This is a genomic window from Paenibacillus sp. LjRoot56, assembly GCF_964253335.1.
In the GTDB taxonomy this organism is placed as follows: Bacteria; Bacillota; Bacilli; order Paenibacillales; family NBRC-103111; genus Paenibacillus_E; species Paenibacillus_E allorhizoplanae.
This window is the reverse complement of sequence record NZ_CAXURV020000003.1, coordinates 24,457-44,753: the sequence shown is the minus strand read 5'-3', so window position 1 is coordinate 44,753 and position 20,297 is coordinate 24,457. Positions and strand designations below refer to the sequence as shown.

General features: G+C 41.7%; 17 protein-coding genes and 2 pseudogenes. 18 read left to right on the top strand and 1 reads right to left on the bottom strand.

Annotation, left to right across the window (positions count from 1 at the left end; all coding sequences use genetic code 11):
- Nucleotides 1-700 precede the first annotated feature (700 nt).
- The 11 genes and pseudogenes from ACSQ8O_RS19430 (at nucleotide 701) to ACSQ8O_RS19380 (ending at nucleotide 10,797) form a co-directional block, all read left to right on the top strand.
- Entirely contained in the window at nucleotides 701-2,296 is a 1,596-nt protein-coding gene (locus tag ACSQ8O_RS19430) for a response regulator (RefSeq protein ID WP_436243918.1), read from the top strand.
- Between the two features lie 23 nt (nucleotides 2,297-2,319).
- Nucleotides 2,320-4,125 carry a sensor histidine kinase gene (locus ACSQ8O_RS19425; protein WP_436243000.1) on the top strand — a complete coding sequence of 602 codons (1,806 nt, stop codon included), beginning with the start codon at nucleotides 2,320-2,322 and terminating at the stop codon, nucleotides 4,123-4,125.
- Between the two features lie 167 nt (nucleotides 4,126-4,292).
- The gene (locus tag ACSQ8O_RS19420) at nucleotides 4,293-4,535 is read left to right on the top strand and encodes a hypothetical protein (RefSeq protein ID WP_436242999.1); all 243 of its coding nucleotides are present in this window, start codon (nucleotides 4,293-4,295) and stop codon (nucleotides 4,533-4,535) included.
- A 36-nt stretch (nucleotides 4,536-4,571) separates the two neighbouring features.
- Nucleotides 4,572-5,438 (top strand): carbohydrate ABC transporter permease, encoded by an 867-nt coding sequence (locus tag ACSQ8O_RS19415; protein ID WP_436242998.1) that lies wholly within the window; start codon nucleotides 4,572-4,574, stop codon nucleotides 5,436-5,438.
- A gap of 17 nt (nucleotides 5,439-5,455) precedes the next feature.
- Nucleotides 5,456-6,280 carry a carbohydrate ABC transporter permease gene (locus ACSQ8O_RS19410; RefSeq protein ID WP_436242997.1) on the top strand — a complete coding sequence of 275 codons (825 nt, stop codon included), beginning with the start codon at nucleotides 5,456-5,458 and terminating at the stop codon, nucleotides 6,278-6,280.
- A gap of 45 nt (nucleotides 6,281-6,325) precedes the next feature.
- Nucleotides 6,326-7,681 (top strand): extracellular solute-binding protein, encoded by a 1,356-nt coding sequence (locus tag ACSQ8O_RS19405; protein ID WP_436242996.1) that lies wholly within the window; start codon nucleotides 6,326-6,328, stop codon nucleotides 7,679-7,681.
- Nucleotides 7,680-7,928, top strand: a pseudogene (locus tag ACSQ8O_RS19400) (pyridoxal 5'-phosphate synthase lyase subunit PdxS); the annotation flags it as partial. The gene ACSQ8O_RS19405 and the pseudogene ACSQ8O_RS19400, both read left to right, overlap by 2 nt.
- Nucleotides 7,929-7,953: 25 nt before the next feature.
- Nucleotides 7,954-8,760 carry a TIM barrel protein gene (locus ACSQ8O_RS19395; RefSeq protein ID WP_436242995.1) on the top strand — a complete coding sequence of 269 codons (807 nt, stop codon included), beginning with the start codon at nucleotides 7,954-7,956 and terminating at the stop codon, nucleotides 8,758-8,760.
- Between the two features lie 4 nt (nucleotides 8,761-8,764).
- Nucleotides 8,765-9,475 carry a triose-phosphate isomerase gene (locus ACSQ8O_RS19390; RefSeq protein ID WP_436242994.1) on the top strand — a complete coding sequence of 237 codons (711 nt, stop codon included), beginning with the start codon at nucleotides 8,765-8,767 and terminating at the stop codon, nucleotides 9,473-9,475.
- A 13-nt stretch (nucleotides 9,476-9,488) separates the two neighbouring features.
- A complete protein-coding gene (locus ACSQ8O_RS19385) occupies nucleotides 9,489-9,986 on the top strand; it encodes a secondary thiamine-phosphate synthase enzyme YjbQ (RefSeq protein ID WP_436242993.1) in 498 nt (165 codons plus the stop codon).
- 34 nt (nucleotides 9,987-10,020) lie between these two features.
- A complete protein-coding gene (locus ACSQ8O_RS19380) occupies nucleotides 10,021-10,797 on the top strand; it encodes an SDR family oxidoreductase (RefSeq protein ID WP_436242992.1) in 777 nt (258 codons plus the stop codon).
- Nucleotides 10,798-11,054: 257 nt separating this feature from the next.
- Here the strand turns inward: ACSQ8O_RS19380 and ACSQ8O_RS19375 are convergent, their stop codons facing one another.
- On the bottom strand, nucleotides 11,055-11,309 hold the full coding sequence (locus ACSQ8O_RS19375) for a hypothetical protein (protein ID WP_436242991.1): 255 nt from the start codon (nucleotides 11,307-11,309) through the stop codon (nucleotides 11,055-11,057).
- Between the two features lie 237 nt (nucleotides 11,310-11,546).
- On the opposite strand from ACSQ8O_RS19375, the gene ACSQ8O_RS19370 reads away from it, so the two are divergent.
- The 7 genes and pseudogenes from ACSQ8O_RS19370 to ACSQ8O_RS19340 all read left to right on the top strand — a co-directional run bounded on the left by ACSQ8O_RS19370 (nucleotide 11,547) and on the right by ACSQ8O_RS19340 (nucleotide 20,293).
- Nucleotides 11,547-13,034 carry an FGGY-family carbohydrate kinase gene (locus ACSQ8O_RS19370; RefSeq protein ID WP_436242990.1) on the top strand — a complete coding sequence of 496 codons (1,488 nt, stop codon included), beginning with the start codon at nucleotides 11,547-11,549 and terminating at the stop codon, nucleotides 13,032-13,034.
- A gap of 10 nt (nucleotides 13,035-13,044) precedes the next feature.
- Nucleotides 13,045-13,653: a DUF1349 domain-containing protein gene (locus ACSQ8O_RS19365; RefSeq protein WP_436242989.1), complete on the top strand. Its 609-nt coding sequence runs from the start codon at nucleotides 13,045-13,047 to the stop codon at nucleotides 13,651-13,653.
- Nucleotides 13,653-14,089 (top strand): annotated as a pseudogene (locus ACSQ8O_RS19360) (transposase); the annotation flags it as partial. The gene ACSQ8O_RS19365 and the pseudogene ACSQ8O_RS19360, both read left to right, overlap by 1 nt.
- A 259-nt stretch (nucleotides 14,090-14,348) precedes the next feature.
- Nucleotides 14,349-16,577: an AraC family transcriptional regulator gene (locus tag ACSQ8O_RS19355; protein ID WP_436242988.1), complete on the top strand. Its 2,229-nt coding sequence runs from the start codon at nucleotides 14,349-14,351 to the stop codon at nucleotides 16,575-16,577.
- 200 nt (nucleotides 16,578-16,777) lie between these two features.
- Nucleotides 16,778-18,295, top strand: a complete 1,518-nt coding sequence (locus ACSQ8O_RS19350; RefSeq protein WP_436242987.1) for an extracellular solute-binding protein — start codon at nucleotides 16,778-16,780, stop codon at nucleotides 18,293-18,295.
- 193 nt (nucleotides 18,296-18,488) lie between these two features.
- Complete coding sequence (locus tag ACSQ8O_RS19345) at nucleotides 18,489-19,403, top strand: ABC transporter permease (protein ID WP_436243917.1); 915 nt, start codon at nucleotides 18,489-18,491, stop codon at nucleotides 19,401-19,403.
- A gap of 14 nt (nucleotides 19,404-19,417) precedes the next feature.
- Complete coding sequence (locus ACSQ8O_RS19340) at nucleotides 19,418-20,293, top strand: carbohydrate ABC transporter permease (RefSeq protein ID WP_436242986.1); 876 nt, start codon at nucleotides 19,418-19,420, stop codon at nucleotides 20,291-20,293.
- Nucleotides 20,294-20,297: the final 4 nt, after the last annotated feature.

Sequence of the window (20,297 nt, the reverse complement as noted above, 5' to 3'; positions counted from 1 at the left end):
CCTAAAAAGTCGATCGCAAAAGTCGATCAACTTTCAACGATATCCGGATTGGGCGATTATATCGGACGACTCAGAAGTAAAGAAAAACGAGAGAGTAAATGTAATAAGATTTAAATCTTATTTTTATGTTCTATTAATGAATGTCTATAATAAACATCGCCCCCCTTTACATATAAAACTCAGACCCTCAGCCCGTTGCTGTAGGTCTCTTTGTGCTATTCAATTACAATGAAATTCCACTTCGGTTCCTTGGTAAAAAGGCAATACTGAAGAGACGCTCCTCATTCCCCTTTTTTGAAATGTGCAGCGTCTAGGATATAAATGATCCGTAGTAGATTAGGAGACTTCTGAAATTGTAACGGTATAGCCTAAGGTTTCAAGTCTTTGAACCGAATTCCATGCAATACTCCTTGCCTGTCTCCCCTAAAAAATAGTGGATTTCACAATTCATGAAGTTAATAAAGAGAATCAATAGGTACAAAAACATTTAATATGTTATATTATTTGACAAAGAATCTATACTATTAGCTAAATAAAGTTGTAATTCACTTTATTGGTGAATAATTATAACATTAAATGTTATTTATAAACCATCTAAGTTATTTGGGTATTTCTAATCTATTTGTGCAAAATGCATTTATTGTTGCAAAAAAGTTTTATTAATACTGCATGCGAAGCGAGGAGGGTTCATTTGTTAAAAATGATAATTATTGATGACGAGAAAAAAACGGTTGAGGGCATTAAAGAATGTCTCGATTGGACTGATTACGGGATCGTAATCTCAGGACAAGCAAGGAATGGAAGGGACGGACTGGAGTTAGCCCTTCAAATACAGCCAGATATTGTCCTGACAGATATCCGGATGCCTATTATGGACGGTATCGAATTATCCAAGGAGCTGAGACAGCTCCTCCCGGAAACTAAAATCATTTTTATTACAGGCTATTCAGACATGGAATACATGAAGTCCGCCTTTAAGGAAGGCGTTTTTGACTATATGCTAAAGCCTGTTGATATAGACGAACTGGAAAGTGTGATCAAGAAGACGGTAGAACTGTGCGAAATGGAGAAAAAAAAAGAACGGAACCGCTTAGAATTGGAAGCCAAGGTCCGCGAAAGCATCCCTTTGTTACATGAAAAATTTCTATCAATGTTAGTTTTGGGTGAGATCGGTGGAAGGGATTTGATCGTCGAAAGGATGAAATATCTATCTATTAATCTGCCTGTGGATAAATCCAATTATCTTGTTTTGGTTGTCAATATTGATGATTATACAGCGATTTGCTCGGAAAAGCAGCCGTTTGAATTGAAGCTTCTCTCTAAAGAAATGATAGACGTTGTCCGGAAAGCGATGGATGATAAGGGAATTATTTTTCAACTAACGGAGGGTGAGTTAGCCGGCATTATACCCTCTCCTACTACGCAAGGGGCGGGTGTAGCGGAGGGGACAGGCGTATTGGCACAAACGATCCAGAACAGCCTGAACAGTGAGCTTGGCCTCAGCGTTACCATCGGTATCGGGGAATGGGTGATCGACGTTGAGAAAATAAGCTTTTCTTATTATAGAGCCATGCATGCCGTAAACCAGAAGCTGTATAGGGGCAAAAATCAAATTATATATGCCGACAAGATTTCGGTTCTCAATGAGATGGTGACAACCTTCGGATATAAAATTTATGAGCAGACTTATGAAGCATTAAAAGCGGGCGATATTGATAAAGCTCAGGTCCAGATCGACGAAGTATTTGATCATTTAACTCGTTCGTACTCCTTAAATTATATCCAGAGCGTCTGTCTGCAGTTTACTGCGGTTATTCAACGTATATGTGCCGACTATGCCGACAATAGGCCGGAATATCAATTATTGGATGATTATGATCTTTCAAATCAATTGTTCAAGCTAGAAACCATAGAAGATATGAAGCTGTTTGTTTTGACTAACTGTAAAAAAGTATGCAGTTATGTCACAACGGGGCAAGACCACCATTCCCATAAAATTATTGAATTTATTAAGAGCATGATCGTGCAAAGGTATGCCGACAATTTAACCATTGAGCTGATCGCTAAGGAAGTGTATCTTTCAACCTCTTATGTCTGTCTTCTATTTAAACAAGAGACGGGGGAAACGATTAACGGCTTTTTAACGCGCATCCGAATTGAAAAAGCTAAAGAGCTGCTGCGACAGGGCACAAGCAAATTATATGAAATCTGTCTAGATGTCGGTTATTCAGACCCTAAGTATTTCAGCAAGCTGTTCAAGAAGGTTACTGGCGTCAACCCGTCGGAGTATAAATGACAATAATGGAGAAATTTAAAAAAATGAAAATTGGGCTATCATTTTGTAAATACAGGTACGGCAACTATAGTCTGAGAACGAAGATTATTATTTACTTTCTTATTATCAACATTATAGTTACGTCAAGCTTAGGTCTAACTTACTATTGGAAATCGACTCAGATCATGCAGGAGGAAGCAGTAAAAAACACTCAAAGCACACTGTCTAGGGTAGCGATAGACCTGTTGAACCTTACAGACAGGATTAGACAGGTCTCCGATTCGATCAGTGCGAACCCGAATATTAGAGAGTATTTAAAGCGGCCTGTTACGGAGGATGATTTTCAACAGCGTATGGAGGACTTTATGACGATTACCAATATTATTCAGTCTTTTCCTTACAATCAGGAAGTTTTTAAAATACGCATTTTTTTTAATAACCCGATCGTATATTCGAAAAATAAAGTTAATCTTCTTAGTATGGAGAATGTGGCTGATGCTCCCTGGTATCGGGATGTTAACGAACAGAATGGCAAAATTGTTTGGACTAACACTTATCCGTACAAGTTTTATCCTGAATGGCAGGAAAATATCATCTCCTGTGTTCGAGTCCTCAAGGATTTCGATCAGTTGGACCGTCGGCTTGGATATGTCAGCATTGACCTAAAAGAAAGTGATATTTATAAGGTGCTTGAAGCTACAGAGGAAGTGCTGAACGGAAAACTGTTTATTGTTAATGCAGGTGGTACTATTCTCTCTAACCAGGATAGCGCGTTAATCGGTAAGTCTATATACGAAGTAAAAGGCTTTGAGCATTTGATTTTGGATGAAAAAAAGTCTATTCGCTCTGATGTTAAGGGCAAAAGCTCCTTGGTTATCGTGAAAAATATTGAATCGTCTGATATGAAGATTGTTTCGGCCATTTCTATGGAAAGTGTTGTTGGGAAAAACAGAATCATTATGTCGTTTCTGTTGCAGTCGTTTGTTTTCATTTTTCTTGTGTCCATACTGTTGGCCGTGCTGTTATCCAAAAATGTTACAGGCCGAGTATTTCAATTAATTGAGTATGTGAGAAGGGTCGATATAGAGGGCGATAATAGTCTGATCAAGGTGAAGCATAATGACGAAATTAGCAGTCTGATGATTTCCTTTAATAACATGGTGGCTCGGAACCGAACGTTGATCAAGGAAGTTTACCAGGAGAAGATAAGTAAGAAGGAAGCGGAAATGAGGGCGCTTCAGGCGCAGATTAATCCTCATTTTCTTTATAATACGATGGACACTATCAATTGGATGGCTCTCAAATATAAGGCGCGGGATATTATGCATATGACTCAGTTGCTCAGTAGGTTTTACCGGTTATCCCTCAATGGGGGAAGGGATGTTGTCAATATCGAGGATGAAATCGAACATATCAAAACGTACATCGATATTCAGAAAAACAGATTCGAGGATGACATAGAAGCGTATTTCGATATTTCTCCGGAGCTTTACAATTACAGCACGATAAAACTTTTACTCCAGCCTATCGTCGAAAATGCAATATTTCATGGTATTCAAAAGAAGCCCGACCAGAAGGGTGTAATCCGCATTATTGGGATTAAGGAAGATCAAATCATTAAGCTCCGCATTATAGACGATGGCGCCGGTATGGACAGGGAGACGGTCGCTAAATTGGAAGCGGGGCTTATTGAGGCTGACAATCATAGTGGCGGCTACGGATTAAAAAACATAACGCAGCGAATCAAGCTTTATTTCGGTGAAGAGTATGGCATGAAAATTGACAGTGAACCTGAGAAAGGCACCTGTGTAGAGCTCTATTTTCCATCCGTGATCTACAAGGATTCCTAAGCTTCTCTTGTAGTAGTAATAAAGTAAGATAAGACACCTTAACCATCCAATTACCTACCTCACGCTTAACCAAAACTTCATAAAATAGAAATATCCCGCAGCACAAGCCTTTTAAGACCTGTGGGAGAAACAAAGGATGGAGCCAATTTTGTAGGGGAGGCATGCAGATGAAAAAGCAAGAAAAACATTATGATTATTTGATGGGAGGGTCGCTTTCCAAAAGTGAAATTGACCAAATTATGAGTCACTATATACATGGTGACGTCCTGATAGGGCCTTTTTTAATGGAAGGCAAGGACAGTGTAGTAACGGATATTGACAGAAACGAAATGATTAATTGCCAAGCACAGGCATTGGTGCAGGGGAGCGGACCCAGTTGCGGAAGCTCATGGCCTCAATTACAGTCCTAAGGAATCAATGGCATAATTGATAGCGAGGAGAATGCAATGATAAAAAAAACTGTCAATTTTTATTTTCGAATCCCGATTTGGGTCTTTATGATACTTGTAGCAGGTTTTCCAATTCTGTATACCATTAATTTGAGCTTTCGCAAGTTCAGCTTCGCTTTACCGGGATATAATGGCCAGTTTATCGGATTGAATAATTATACAAGGGCATTGCTTGATTCCCACTTTTGGAGCTCGCTTGGCGTTACATGTGTGATCATCCTGTTCGTCATTCCCATACAGTTGGTTGCCGGCTTTTTGATAGCTGGGCTGCTTGCTAAAAATTTGCGAGGTACCAAAATATTTTCAACGTTTATTTTTCTTCCCATGACCATTGCACCCATTGTAGTCGGACTAATTGGAAGATTGCTGCTGGTTGATAGATTCGGCTTGGTCTCATGGTATTTGGAGTATATAGGTATCGATCTGGGAAGTTCTATTCTGGGACAGCGCATACCTGCTCTTGCCTCCATCATTATATTGGATATTTGGCATTGGACGCCATATATGGTTTTGCTGCTGTTAGCTGGTTTGCAGGCGCTTCCTGTGGAGCCTTATGAAGCGATTGAAATGGAAGGTGCTTCCAAACTGCAAACTGTATGGTACGTTACCTTGCCTTTATTAAGGCCGATTTTAATTACAGCCGTGCTGTTCCGTTCAATTGATTTATTCCGTATATTCGATGAAATATTGGTGCTTACGGGGGGAGGGCCTGGTTCTAGTACGGAGTCAGTCGAAATGTTTACCTATAAAGTAAATTTCCATAATTGGGATATGGGGTACGGCGCCAGCATCGGCGTAATTACTTTGATAATGGTGTTGCTAATGAGCTTAGTAGCTCTGAAAGTAACAAGTAAAGAGACCTAACGGAGGGATTGTACGAAATGCGGCGAATCCGAACGAGAGAAGTGTTTATGACCTATGTCGTACTATGCGTTTTATCAATTTTGGCGTTATTCCCCTATTTGTGGATGCTACTCGGCTCGTTGAAGGGCAGGCTGGATCTATTCTCCATTCCCCCAAAAATCATATTTAGCCCTACGACAGTCAACTATACAGAAGCGTTTGTTCACAAGTCCTTCCTAAAGAACTTGATGAACAGTATGAAACTGGCTGCCACTTCCACGGGGATAGCGATCGTAATAGGTGTGCCAGGAGCTTATGCTTTATCGCGTTCCAAAGCAAGGGGGGACGGGCTGTTACTTATGATGGCATTGCTTACCCGAATGTTTCCCCCTGTCGTAATCGCGATTCCTTTTTATGTGTTGATGGTAAAGATGAAGTTAATGAATACAATGACGGGTGCTGTGCTTGCCCACTCTATTTTAACTATTCCACTGATGGTATGGATGATGAAAAGTTTCTTTGACACGGTTCCCAAAGAAATTGAAGAAGCGGCCGTAGTAGACGGTTGTTCAAACTTAGCGGTTTTTTTTAGAATCGTCATGCCGCTTGTGCTCGGAGGACTGAGCGCAGCCTCCATCCTGTGTATTATTACCTCTTGGAATGAATATTTGCTAGCCAGCGTTTTAACAGGAAAAAGTACGGCCACATTGCCAGTCGCCATTCCCGGCCTGATAAGCTCGAATGGTACGTTATGGGGGGAAATATGTGCTGTCGGAACAGTTGTTTCACTACCGATCGCGATATTTATGCTCGCCGTTCAACGCCATTTGGTAAAAGGAATGACTGTGGGTTCTGTGAAATAGCTAATCAACTTTCATTACAACTAATCCAATCTAGGAGGAAACTAAATGAAGCTTAGAAGCAAATTACTTACAGTTGTACTGTTTTCCATGGTTACGGTCACGACTGTCGGTTGTAGTCAGCAACAACAAACGGAGAATCAGAAAGACGCGGCCAATGTGACGATCCGGTTTATTGCTGAGGCCTCAGGATTAACGGACGCATTAGAGAGTCTGGTGCCCGAGTTTACTCAAAAAACTGGCATTAAGGTAGAGTTCGAAAAGGCTCCATACGATATGGTTGTGCAGAAAACGATGCTAGACTTTACTTCCGGCACGAAATCCTACGATGCAGTATCATTACCCTACGAATATTTGGGGCGGCTGGTCGATAAGGGTTATGTCAAATCAATCGATGAATATTTAAACGACAAGACTATAACACCAGATGCTTTTGATGTGAATGACATTATTCCTGCAATGTGGAATGGAAGTGCTAACTGGAAAGGCAAGATGTACGGGTTTCCATCTAATCCTACGATTACGTTCATGTGGTTCCGTAAAGACTTGTTGGAGAACTCGTCCGAGAAAGAAGCGTTTCTCAAACGCTTCGGATATGAATTAAGTGTGCCTAAGACGCCACAACAAATGAAGGATATGGCTCAATTTTTTACCCGCAAAAAAGGTGAAACTTTGGCGGGCAAGGTACTTGACCACAATTTTTACGGGATGTCGATTATGGCTAAAAGGAACTCGGCACTCTCGGCGGATTGGCTCAGCTGGGCATGGGCATACGGTGGCGGTATATTCGATAAAGGCTATGACAATGGAAAAATTGTGATGAATTCCGCTAAAAACCTTGAAGCGCTTAAATTTTATGTGTCTCTATTCGATTATGCCGTACCAGGAAGTGTGGATTACACCTGGGATGAAGTGTCGACAGCGATGCAGCAGGATTTGACTTTCGCTGCCATTAACTATAACGATCAAATTCCAAACCTGCTCGATGGATCCAAGTCCAAAGTAGCTGGAAAAATGGGATATGCTCTACAACCGGAGAATGATCGTCCAACAGCCAATTACGGTGCATGGACCTACATGATTCCGGCCCAATCCAAACATCCCAAGGAGGCCTACCAGTTCTTCGAATGGGCGTTATCCAAGGAGACACAGAAAAAATGGGCGATGCTCGGAGGGATTCCAGCTAGAGAATCTGTCTTTAAAGATCCAGAAGTCAGCAAGATCGAATACATGCCAATGACGCTTGAAGCTCTGAAAATAAGCGATTTACGCCCTAGAATCTCGGAATGGGGAGAAATGGATTCGGCCATGTCGGAGGAGCTACATAAGGCTGTAACGAAGCAAACTAGCCCTAAGGATACACTGGACAATTTACAAGCGGAGTTTGAGCATATATTAAAATAGCAGTCCGGTAATTGCCGCATACAATTGGCGGTTCAAGCAGTATATCGAAGCGAAGGTACTTGAAGCCCTGGGTGTGGATTATTTGTTTGTGGGGTCCGGGATTGTGGGGAAGTGCTGCGCCGGATTGGAAGGTGCGGCTATGTTGCTGACAAAAGGCGAGCTGGGAACAGGCAATATTGTCGAAGCCGTTCGCCTTTTGCGGTTAATTACGTCGCAAATCCACAGCATTCAAGTGATGATAAAAAATATAACGTTGTAAATGGAGGTACAAAATGAAGATATCATGTACGAATTTAATGCTGCGGGGAAATAATCTGACTGAGCAGGCCCGACAACTGTATAAATATGGGTACGATGGCATCGCGATATTTGTGAACTATAGCGAATGGAACGAAGAGCTGCACCAGGAAATACTTACATTACACGAAAGAACAGGAATTATCCCGTGTGAGTTTGCCTTTGGAGATAAGATTTACGGTCATTTAATGGATGACAATTTGGAACTCAGAAAAAAGAGCAGGGAAATGTATAAGCTGGCGGCAGAAATCAGTGGTGAAATCGGAGCAGTCACAGAGCTTGAATTTGCATACGGTGCGCAGGACCCGCTGCCATTGTTTCATCCTTATCAAAAAATGACAGAAACGGAAGAACTGGGGTTTCTGGAAATGTACAAAGAAGTTGCCAAACCCCTTATGGGGACCAAGGGCAGGATGCTGCTGGAAGGGATTAATAGATATGAAAGTCCATATTTAAACAGCTTAAAAGACTGCAAGGATGTAATTGACAAATTAAATATAGATAACTCCGGAGTTTTAGCAGATTTTTTCCATATGTCAATAGAAGAGGCGGATATGGTTGAAAGCATTAAATACGCAGAAGACTCTATTAAACATGTTCATTTAGGTGACAATAACCGTCTGCTTCCGGGCTACGGAGCAATTGATTGGGTAGCGTGTTTTGATGCATTGAAAGAGGTTGGTTACAATGGCTTTCTCAATTTAGAATGCAGCACCTGCGGAGATCCATCTAAGACATTGCCTGAGACCGCAGAGTTTTTAAAGAAGATTATGAATAGGTGATGTTATGAAGAATGATTTTAAAATAAGCAAGCCATTTTTTGAGATTGGCCCTAAGACATATCTATATGGAAAAGAAGCGGTAGAACTGGCAGTAGAAGCTGACAGACTCTGTGAAAAATATGAAGTTGATATCATTTTTTCTGCTCAGTATACAGATATAGAGCCGATCTCAAGGGCTACCAAATACATTAAAGTATTTGCACAGCACATGGACCCCATTTATCCGGGAAGGGGAGTGGGAGCGGTTTTACCTGAGGCGTTAAAAGCAGCAGGGGCGGTTGGCGTTCTTCTGAATCACTCAGAGAAACCATTAACAATGGAGGCGCTGACGCAAAGTATAAAAAGAGCAGATGAAGTTGGTCTGGCAACATTAGTATGTGCTGGCAGCAGTGAAGAAGGTGCCGCAATAGCATATCTGAACCCGGATATTATTTTAGCTGAATCACCTGCACTAATAGGAAAGGGCGCACGCGGCCCTCAGGATATGGAAGAGATTGCAAAAATTAATCATGCAATACACCAGGTGAATCCTAATATGCTGATTTTGCATGGAGCGGGAATAGCTGATGAAAAAGATGTTTACGAAATAATTAGAGCAGGAGCAGATGCCACGGGTTCAACGAGCGGAATCATAAAGGCAGAGAAGCCATTAGAAATGATGGAAAAAATGATTGCATCTGTTGCAGAAGCATGGAAGATAAGAAAAAAAGAATAGGAGAGGTAATATTATGGCAGTATTTCATGAAGTATTACATATTGAAACAGACAGAAGAGTGAGTTTTGATGACATTACAGAACAGGTACAGGGATGTGTAAAAAAATCAGCAATTAAAAATGGGCTTGTAAATGTTTTTTCACAGCACACAAGCTGCAGTGTATTTCTGCAGGAGGATTCAGAGGATGTTACTTATTGGAACACTCCGCTGATCCTTCAGGATATGATAAATGTATTGGAGAAAATTATACCGACATGTCAGTATGAGGGGCAATACTTGCATCCGGGTCCGATACACACAAAAAATGCAATGGAATTAAGGGATGAAAAAGCAGAATGGATGCTGAACACAGATGGACATTTACGTTCTGTTTTGGTTGGGCGGTCAGAAACAATTCCTCTCTTGGAAGGTGAAATGACTTTAGGTGAGTTCGGGAGAATTTATTTTTCGGATATGGATCAGACGAGAGGGCGTACACGCATGGTACGTGTGCAGATTGTTGGCGAATAAGTTGAGAATTTTATAATAAGAGGAGGAAAAGAAAATGGGAATTTTAGAAAAGATGAGATTGGACGGGAAGAAAACATTTGTAACAGGCGGAGCAAGGGGAATTGGAAAACGCATTGCATTTGCACTTTCCGAAGCAGGGGCAGATGTTGCAATCGTTGATGTTGATTTAGAAGAGGCACAGAAAACCGCAAAGGAAATTGCACAGGCAAACAATAATAAAACGATTGCAATTAAAACAAATATTACCAATCCTGACGAAGTAAATGAGATGATTGAGACGATTCTAAATGAATTCGGCAGATTGGATGTAGCATTTTGTAATGCAGGGATAGGACACGGGGTACCGGTAGAAGATGATACACTGGAAGATTGGACCAGGGTAATCAACGTAAACTTAAATGGAACTTTCTTAACAGCGCAGGCAGCCGGAAGAGTTATGATAAAACAAGGAGGAGGTACGATTATCAATACAGCCTCTATGTCAGCCCATATTACAAATGTTCCTCAGAAAGAATGTTCGTATGCGGCATCAAAAGCAGGTGTGATTGCAATGTCAAGAAATATGGCTGTTGAGTGGGCGGATAAAAATGTGCGTGTAAATACGATCAGCCCGGGATATATGGCGACGGAGATGACACTGAATGATCCGGGATTAGCGCCATTGATCAGTCAGTGGGAAGAATTGATTCCGGTACATAGAATGGGAAAACCGGAAGAGTTAGAAGCTATTGCAGTTTATCTTGCAGGAGATATGAGTTCTTATACAACAGGGGCGGACTTCCGCATTGATGGAGCTTACACTTGTTTTTAGTGTAAAAGAGTTTAGAGTTCTCTGGAAAGTCAAGAGGTAGCAGGGGCTGCAGAAGAACAGACGGCAAGCTTCAGGAAATTGCTGCTTCCTCCACGTTATTGTTTAAAGCTGCGGGCAGCTTTAAAAAAGGTGGATCAATTCGAACTATAGTTTGAATTGATCCTTTCTCTATCAAATTAGGCTCCATTTTCAATGGTGGGGATGAGTGAGCGATCATTTCATCATGAAAAGGAAGCTCATATTCTTCATAAGCCTGTTTAACGCCTTCGATATATTTGGTTGCTTACAGGGAAATCTACGGGTCCGGCAAGCACAAGGTTTTGGCTATGATTCTTGTTCAACGTCGCGATAGCGGAGAGGTAGCCTGCCCTCATATGGTTGACCTTCACATAGTTGGTATCAATAGAATCGAAAACAAGATCAAGGACAATCGTCTTATAAAACAGGTTCGCAAGCAGCATTAAATTGTCCGTATTTGAGCTGACTGGAGAAATAATGATACTATCCGGCATTCTGGATAATACCGCTAAAATGTTCCTTCTCTCCATGGACAGTTCAAGGTGGGCTTCATAACGATCCTCATTTATTTACATTATTAAAATGACTATGCCAATTGTAATAACGTTGTAAATTGTAATGGTTATTCTGTATTATTTGGGATTAGATAGCCATGTTTAGACTATATAATTTTACAACGTTATAAATAAAGAATGGGACATGTTGAATATCATATAAAGTAGGTGTGTGGAATGGGGATCATTTCCATTGATCTTGGGACAACTAACATTAAGGTGGCTGCTTATAATAAAAGTCTTCAGCTGCTATTTATTGAAACGGAGAATGTTAAATATCTGAGTGACGGGGATCGGGTAGAGTTCGATGCGGAGCAGTATTTTGAAATGGTATCATCGGCCATTAGAAGATGCTGCGAAAGAAGCTACAGTGGTTCAGATAACATGCATCAGATTGTCCTAACAGGTCAAGCAGAGTCTTTGATTATGGTAGATACAGAAGGAAAGCCGCTTCGTAAAGGAATTTCATGGCTTGATACGCGTTCTAAAGAAGAATGTGATGAGCTGACGGCCGCTTTTGATGAAGAAACATGCTTTCAGATCACGGGGCAGCCTACAATTATTCCTACTTGGCCCATTACCAAGATGCTTTGGATTCGTAAACATGAACCACATATTTTTTCGCAGGTTGCCAAGTATTTAATGCTTAAGGACTATATCCAGTTCCGTCTTACTGGAAAGCTATATGGTGAATATTCCATATACAACTTTACCCATTATTTTGATATCCGTAAGAAGCAGTATTGGGAGGAAATGATTGCTTACTGTGGTGTTTCTGTAGAACAACTGCCACAGCTTGTTGAGCCTTGTACGAACATTGGCGCCATAACCCGCGCAGTGGCCGATGATCTTGGACTGCACCCGGAAACGAATGTCAATGTCGGAACGCTTGACCATTTTGCTGGTATGATTGGAACAGGCAACATTCGGGAGGGAATCATTAGCGAGTCCACAGGGACTGTTCTTTCCATAGCAACAATGGTTCATTCACCGGTATTTGGAAATTTGCGGATTCCATGTCACTATGGGCCTTTTAAAGATACTTATGTCTTGCTTCCAGTATGTGAAAGCGGCGGAATAAGCTTGGAATGGTTTAAGGGAAACTTTCTGGAAGATTACACCTTTAGCGAAATGAATGTGGAACTCCAGAAGAAAAAAATCCCGAACGAGCTTATTTTTCTTCCGTATATTACCGGGGTCAATGCTCCGGATTTTAATGCAAATGCAAGTGGAGTATTTTATGGCATTAGATTGAAGCATGATAAGTTAGATTTTACCCTGGCTATAATGGAGGGTGTCGTTCATCTTTTAAAGAAAAATATGATGTGTTTGGAACAAGTAGGAGTTAAGGCGGAAATGATCATATCTACTGGTGGAGGAGCCCGTTCGGAGTTGTGGTCGCAAATGAAATCGGATATTACCGAATATATAGTTGCCATTCCTGAAAATGAAGAAGCTGCCTGCCTCGGTGCTGCGATGATTGGCGCTGTTTCAGATGGGTTGTTCCCAAGCTATGAAAAAGCAGTTGAGCAATGTGTTGCCATTAAACACAAATTCATGCCTAAGAACAATGACAAATTCCAAACGAAGCATGAGTTATTTAATCGTTTGTTTGATCAGATCATCCCTGTTTATGACTATGATTCGGAGAATGTGATACTTTGAAAACCGGAGAATGATGATGCAAAATATTCAAAAAGGTAGAACGAACTTACATCCGTTTTATTGGGTGAATGAACCTCAATCGTACACGTACGATTCCAATAAAACCTTAACGATTCAAACGAAACCCAATACCGATTTTTGGCAAAGAACCGCCTATGAGTTTCAAAAGGATAACGGACACAGCTTTCTGACGAAAGTGGAAAATGATTTTTCATTGACAGCCTATTTTGAGTTTACTCCAAAAACCACTTATGATCAGTGTGGTCTTCTAGTAAGGTTGAATGAAGAGAATTGGATTAAGGTGTCCACCGAGTTCGAGAACTCGGATTTTAGCAGGTTGGGTTCGGTCGTTACCAACATGGGATATTCAGATTGGGCGTCGACCGATATTTCTTCCAGCAATACAGCGATGTATTATCGGATAAACAAAAAAGGAAAAGATTTTCTAATTGAGTACTCCTTTGATGGGCAGCATTGGTTACAAATGAGAATGGCGCATCTTCATATGGATGCTAAGGTGTTGAGTTTGGGTGTATATGCCTGCAGTCCGCTTACTAGTAGCTTTGAATGTCGTATCAGTCAGATCACTATAGGCGATAATAACCATTTTTTTCACTAGAACTTCGAGTCTTTTTCTCCAACCGGGACTCTGTCGTAACGAGACTCGTTAGTGCGAAGAATCAAATCCATCGTTGGGTTGACGTTGTGTTCCCTGAGTTGCGACAAATCTTTAAAAACCTTATGTGCAAAGGCTCATTGGCCACATTAAGACTTTTCTCAACACCTGAGAGACAGAGATTATTGCCGTTTTAAACCGTATTCCATTTGCTAAATCAATGCTAGCTGTTAAAGGGATTAACGCCATTTCACTTGCTGGTATTCTTAGTGAAGCAGGGGGTTTAAGTGGGTTTGTACACGGCAATGCATTACTTCGGAATACTGGCCTAAACCTTGCAGAAGCAAGCTCAGGTAAATGGACGGGACAGATGAAAATAAGTAAACGCGGACGATCTCGCCTGCGCCGTTTCATCTACATGATGACAATGAGTATGGTATATTTTTTCAGACATAGTTTAATAATTATTTCAAAACTTATATTTGACTCCCAACAGCAGAAAATGAGGGGGATTTGGTAGAATGATTAAACGAAGGTGACTTTGCTCATGTAATAAAATTCACACTTCTTTGTTAAGATTCATACTGGACAAAGCAGGAATCCTGTCATATTGTTTTCGTGTGATATATTGAGAAAGAAGGGTAGGGTATGCCATGTGGAGCCGGATAAAGCCGAAGAAGATGTATTTAAACATTTTTATGTATTCCTGCATTGCAGTGAGCTTGCTTACCCTAGTATTTACCGTTTTCCTCAGCCAACAGTTCTCTAAAAGCGCGATGGATGAAACGGACAAGTCCAATCAGGTGAAAATTAATCAAATCGTTAAAACCTCGGAATTTACCCTGCAAAAATTACGTCAGTTTGCGCTAAGAATCTATTCGGATCAAAGTATTGCGCTTTGGATAAACATGGGAAAGGACGAGTATTCTCCTTTGACATTGGATAAAGCAGCGACAAGTGTAAGGGGATTTATGAGCAGTGAGCCTTTCATTCGAGGCATTTATTTAATTAACTTTAATATTGATCAAATCTACACTTCTGAATCGAGCATCTATACGACAAAGGATTTTTATGACCAAACGATGTTGGACTACATTAAGAATCAAAAAACGCCGTATTTGCAGTATGTTAACCATGAGGTGGGAGGAGAATCGTTTCTTGCACTTGTCGTACCAGCAGCCGGACCTAATCAGAACTTTCAGGGATTTGTTGCAATTCTGTTCAGTAAACCATTGTTGAATGAGAACATGCTGCAGATTTCAGCAGATGATCTCAATAAAATTTATATTGAAGGCAAAAATAAAGAGTTCATCCTGGGGAATACGGACCCTGCGTTAACCAAAGCGCTAATGGAAATAGATAAATCGGCAGTAGACCAGGGCTGGAAATGGAAGTTTGGCAATGAAACCTGGTCCATTCAGTCAGAACGGTTTCCTGTAGAAGGATGGAATATATATCACATGGCGCCGATCTCCTTATGGCAAGCAAAGGTTGCTAAGATTCGTATCCAAATTATTGGTTCTTCGATCTTTCTGCTGTTAGCCTTGCTGTTATATTTGTTTTGGCAATCATACCGCAGCTTAAAGCCTCTTAGCGACTTGGTCTCTCAAATAAGAAGCAAGCTAGGCAAGGAACATGCTATCCTACAAGCATCAAATGCCGGCAATGAAATGGCATGGATTCATTCCGGTTTCCATTCGCTTGTTGAGAAGATCGAACAATTGGATTCATCGATCAAGAGCAGCAAAGCTCTGGTGAAGGATGATTTCTTGCGTCAATGGATTCTTAATTCGAAGTCATCCAAACCAATTGAAGAGTTTATTAGGAACCAAACGCAAATTCTCGAAACGGGATCATTCCGTATGGCGGTCATTCGTCTGGAATCGTACGGACGCTTCGAAGAACAGTTTGACTTTGCTTCGCGCAAATTATTGCGTTTTGCATTAGGGAATATTATGGTCGAAGTTCTTTCGAATCACGGGTTTGTTGCGGAAACAGTCGATTTCGGCTCTGATCACATTGTGGCACTCATTTCTTTGTCTACTTCAGAGGAAGAAATGGCATTAGCAATAGGAGCGATGGATGACGTTAAGGTTCAGATCAGTCGATGGCTTAAGCTGGAAGTGCATGCAGCTATCAGTTCCGTGCTTGATGTTGAGGAGAATCTGCAGATTATCTATAACCAGCTTTACGAACTGACGTTAATGGGATTCATTAATCATGAGGATAGGGTGTTCACTTCTGATGATTTGGAGCGATATGAACGAGGCAAAGACAGTGATCTCGATGAAGCATTGCTGAAACAGGTTATTCAATCTGTTCAGCTTAAGAATGATAAAGCACTTGAAGGTTATTTGGATCACCTCACCTTGCATATGCAGGAACTAAGCTATCAGGAATGCAAACTACAGTTGACTCACATCATTTATTCCATCATGAAAAGCTTCAAAAACTATAAAACATTTCAAGGGATGAAGAGTATCCATTCTTTTCTGGAACAATTCGCCACCTTAGGTGAAGTGAAAGCGTGGCTGTACCAGGTGATGCTGCAGACCATAGAACAGAACCGGAAGAAGAATGCCTCGAGCCGAAAGGATGAGGTCGCTGCGGAGATGATCGAATATGTACGCAATCATCTTCACAATCCGATGCTTTCCGTAGATGACATTGCCGCACATGTATCCATGTCTGTGAACTATGCCAGACAAATATTCAAGGATCAGTTTAATTGCTCATTATCCGATTATATTACAGACCAACGGATCGAGCATGTCATCAAGCTGCTTACAACGACCGATTGGACCGTTGCAGATATAACGGAACAGTCTGGATTTCAAACTAAGAGCACCTTCTTTGCGGCATTCAAGCGAGCGACCGGGATGACGCCGAACCAATACCGTATGGGAAAACATGATGTAGAGCATTGAAATTCGTACTCTGATTGTTGGGCAATTGATACTCCCCCCTTTATAACATTTCATACTGATTGATAGATACCGGACTGTACGGAAGTTGAGCAATCCGGGTATGATCTAGTACGAACCGAGCACACCGGACACACGAAACCAAAATGCGTACGATGGTTATGTCGTTGCTCGGTTGATCATAAAACAGGAGGGGTTAAACAGTGAAGTTAAGAAGTAAAAGTACCTTATTAATGGTGACATCGCTAATACTGGCAGGAACATTGGCCGCTTGCGGTTCGAAGGAGGCGGCAACTTCCCCAACCGGCAAACCAGCAGCTTCCACGGTGGCCAAATTAGATCCGGTTACATTGAAAATCATGTTCCCGGGAGATCCGCCAGCCAATTGGAGTGAAGTGAAGGGAGAGATGGAGAATCGTCTTGCCGGTTCGCTTAATGTGAAGCTGAACGTGGTGTTTATTCCATGGGCGGATGTCCTTCAGAAACGCCAAGTCGCATTGTCCTCCGCGGAAGATTACGATCTGATTTGGGACAATAATCCGTATCAAAATATTGCAGCTGGGCTCTATGAACCATTAGACTCATTCATTGATAAGTATGGACCTGAGATTAAGAGCAACCGCTCTGCGCAACTGCTAGAAGCCAACAAAGTGAACGGTAAATTGTACGCGGTACCGCTTGAAGTGAATTTCATTCGTCCGTGGACGTTTGTTATACGCAAGGACATCCGGGAGAAGCTGGGCATTGCTCCGATCAAGAGCTACGATGATCTGGTCAAATTTATGTATGCTGTGAAAGAGAAGGCTCCGGATATCACCCCGTATATTCCGAACGGCACCGAACATACTGGTTTGAAGATGGCAAGTATGCTGGATCCGAAAGCCAATCTTGCCGCTATCTCGAATTATCCTGGGCTGTATACCAAAGGCAATGATGGAAAGGCCTATAATATCTTTGATAATATGGACCCGATGATCATGAAAAATTTCGAACAAAATCACAAGTTCTACCAGGATATGATTCTTGCCAAAGATGCCCTCATTCTTAAAAATGCGGAATTTGCTAAAGGAAAAGCAGCTGTATCAACCTTCAATGATTTCGGTGTAGCTCTTAGCACCAGAACTTCTCTGGAAAAGTCAGTTCCAGGAGCTTCCGCAGAAGCATTCAGCTTGTATGATCCAAGTATGAAGATGGCCTCAACTTTCAAAGCAGGAAACTTCATTGCCGTCCCAGTAGTCAGCAAAAACAAAGAACGCGCCATTCAATTCGTCAATTGGTTAAACCAGAAGGATAATTACGACTTACTTGCCTACGGAATAAAGGGTAAGAACTGGGAAGATTCGGGCGAGGGCCTTTTCAAACCCATTAAAGAAAGCCCTTATGCAGGTATTCCTTTCGCGTGGGGCTGGAACTCCAAGTTGGATCGGATCGATGCCAGCTTGCCTGAAGATGTTATCAAGTTGAACAAGTGGCAGCGGGATCCTAACAATTTTACAACAGATATTCTTGCCGGATTTACTTTCGATCCAAGCCCGGTATCCAATGAAATTGCACAATTGAGCAATGTGGGTAAAGAGTTGTATGATCCGATTATATTGGGTCTAATTGAACCGAAAGAGGGTTTAGCGAAGTTTAAGGATAAGGCTTATGCTAATGTCAAGAAAGTCCAAGTTGAGTATCAAAAACAGCTGGATGCGTACCTAGCCAGTAAAAAGAAGTAAACTGCCCTAAAAGCCGGCGACCTTGACCCAAGGTCCGCCGGCTTTTCATTTTAGTAAACTCCGGACTTCGTGTGTGATAGAATTCAAACCCCCATGGGCTGTTACAGTTCAAACTCATTGATAAAAGCAAGACTATACGCCAGCTCCACGAATGAGTAAGATACAGTCACATACGAAAGGAAAGGTGAGCATTATGATACTGGAACTCAGGAAGAACAAGTGGCTGTATGCTATGGCGCTTCCCGTAATTGTGTACGTTTTTATTTTTTCTTATTTACCGATGTCAGCTCATGTATTGGCCTTCAAGCAGTTTATACCTGTTAAAGGTATCTGGGGGAGCAGATGGGTGGGACTCGACAATCTCATGTTTTTTTTCACGGGTCCGGATTGGTTGGCGGTTACTTTAAACACAGTATTCTTGAACCTTCTGTTCATTACGGCAGGTACAGTGAGCTCTTTATTAATTGCCCTGCTGATGAATGAAATCAGACATGTATTCTTCAAGAAGGTGACCCAGTCACTCGTGATCTTGCCTCATTTTATTTCCATTATCGTCGTTAACCTAATGGTCCTTAATTTCTTTAACGGGCAGGACGGCATGATCAATCAGCTGCTGAAGGACGTTGGCTTTCAGCCGGTTGATTGGTTTCAGACCCCTTCGGTCTGGCCTATGTTACTGATGATCATATTCGTGTGGAAAGGCGCAGGGTGGGGTTCGATCATTTATCTTGCGACCATAACCGGCTTCTCCGAGGAATACTATGAAAGCGCGCGAATTGACGGTGCCAAGCGCTGGCAGCAGATCTGGCACATTACCTTGCCGTTGTTGCGGCCGACCATTATCGTACTAACACTTCTCGCTTTGGGGCGGATTTTCTACGGTGATTTTGGCTTGATTTATGGCATTATAGGAGACAATTCTCTGCTCTACAAGGCTACGGATGTTATTGATACTTATACGTACCGATCCTTGAGGGATTTCTCGAATATGAACAGCTACAGCAATGCTGCGGCAATTGCATTATTCCAGTCGGCCATGGGTTTTATCACCATTCTTTTCTTCAATTGGATTGTCCGCCGAGTTGATAATGACTCAAAGTTATTCTAGAGAGGAGCTTAAGTATGATGGTGAAACAACGAGATGCATCTCAATGGACCGTGTCCGCCGTGGCATATGTATTCATAGGTTTTTTTGCCCTAATTTGCCTTATTCCCTTCTGGCTTGTGTATATCGGGTCGTTCACAGCGGAACATCAGATTGTTAAAGGCTTCCAAATGTTCCCTACGGAATTTACGCTTGATTCCTATCTTTTCTTATTTAAAGGCAGTCAAGTATACAGAAGCGGCTTTGTTTCCATATTCGTTACTGTGGTTGGTACCGTCGGGGCTGTGCTCATGACTTCCATGTTTTCCTATGTCGCCTCTCATCTGAAGGTGAAATACCGGAATTTCCTTTCTTTTTATATTTATTTAACGCTGCTGTTTGCACCCGGTTTGGTCGGCTATTATTTGCTCATCTCCAACTGGCTGAACTTGCGGGACTCGTTATTGGCGTTGATCTTGCCGCATATGTTCTCCGTTTTCAACGCATTCTTGATGACCTCCTATTTCCGGACGCTTCCGTTTGAACTAAATGAGGCGGCGACGATGGATGGGGCGCATGAGATGTATATCTTCTTCCGGATTATTTGGCCGGTCTCGATGCCTGTCATTGCAACCATCACCCTGTTCTATGCGCTTTCGTACTGGAATGACTGGTTTAATGCGCTGTTGTTTATTGATAATCCGGAGAATCATCCGCTGCAGATGATGTTAAGAAGAATCGTGTCCAATGCGCAGAATCTGGATTATTTAAATGCGAATGTTAACATTGCGGTTTCCGCGTCAGGAGTTCAGCTTTCGACGGTATGTATTACGATCGGGCCGATCATCTTCTTGTACCCATTCCTACAGCGCTATTTCATCAAAGGCTTAACGATTGGCGCGGTCAAGGGATAGTTTT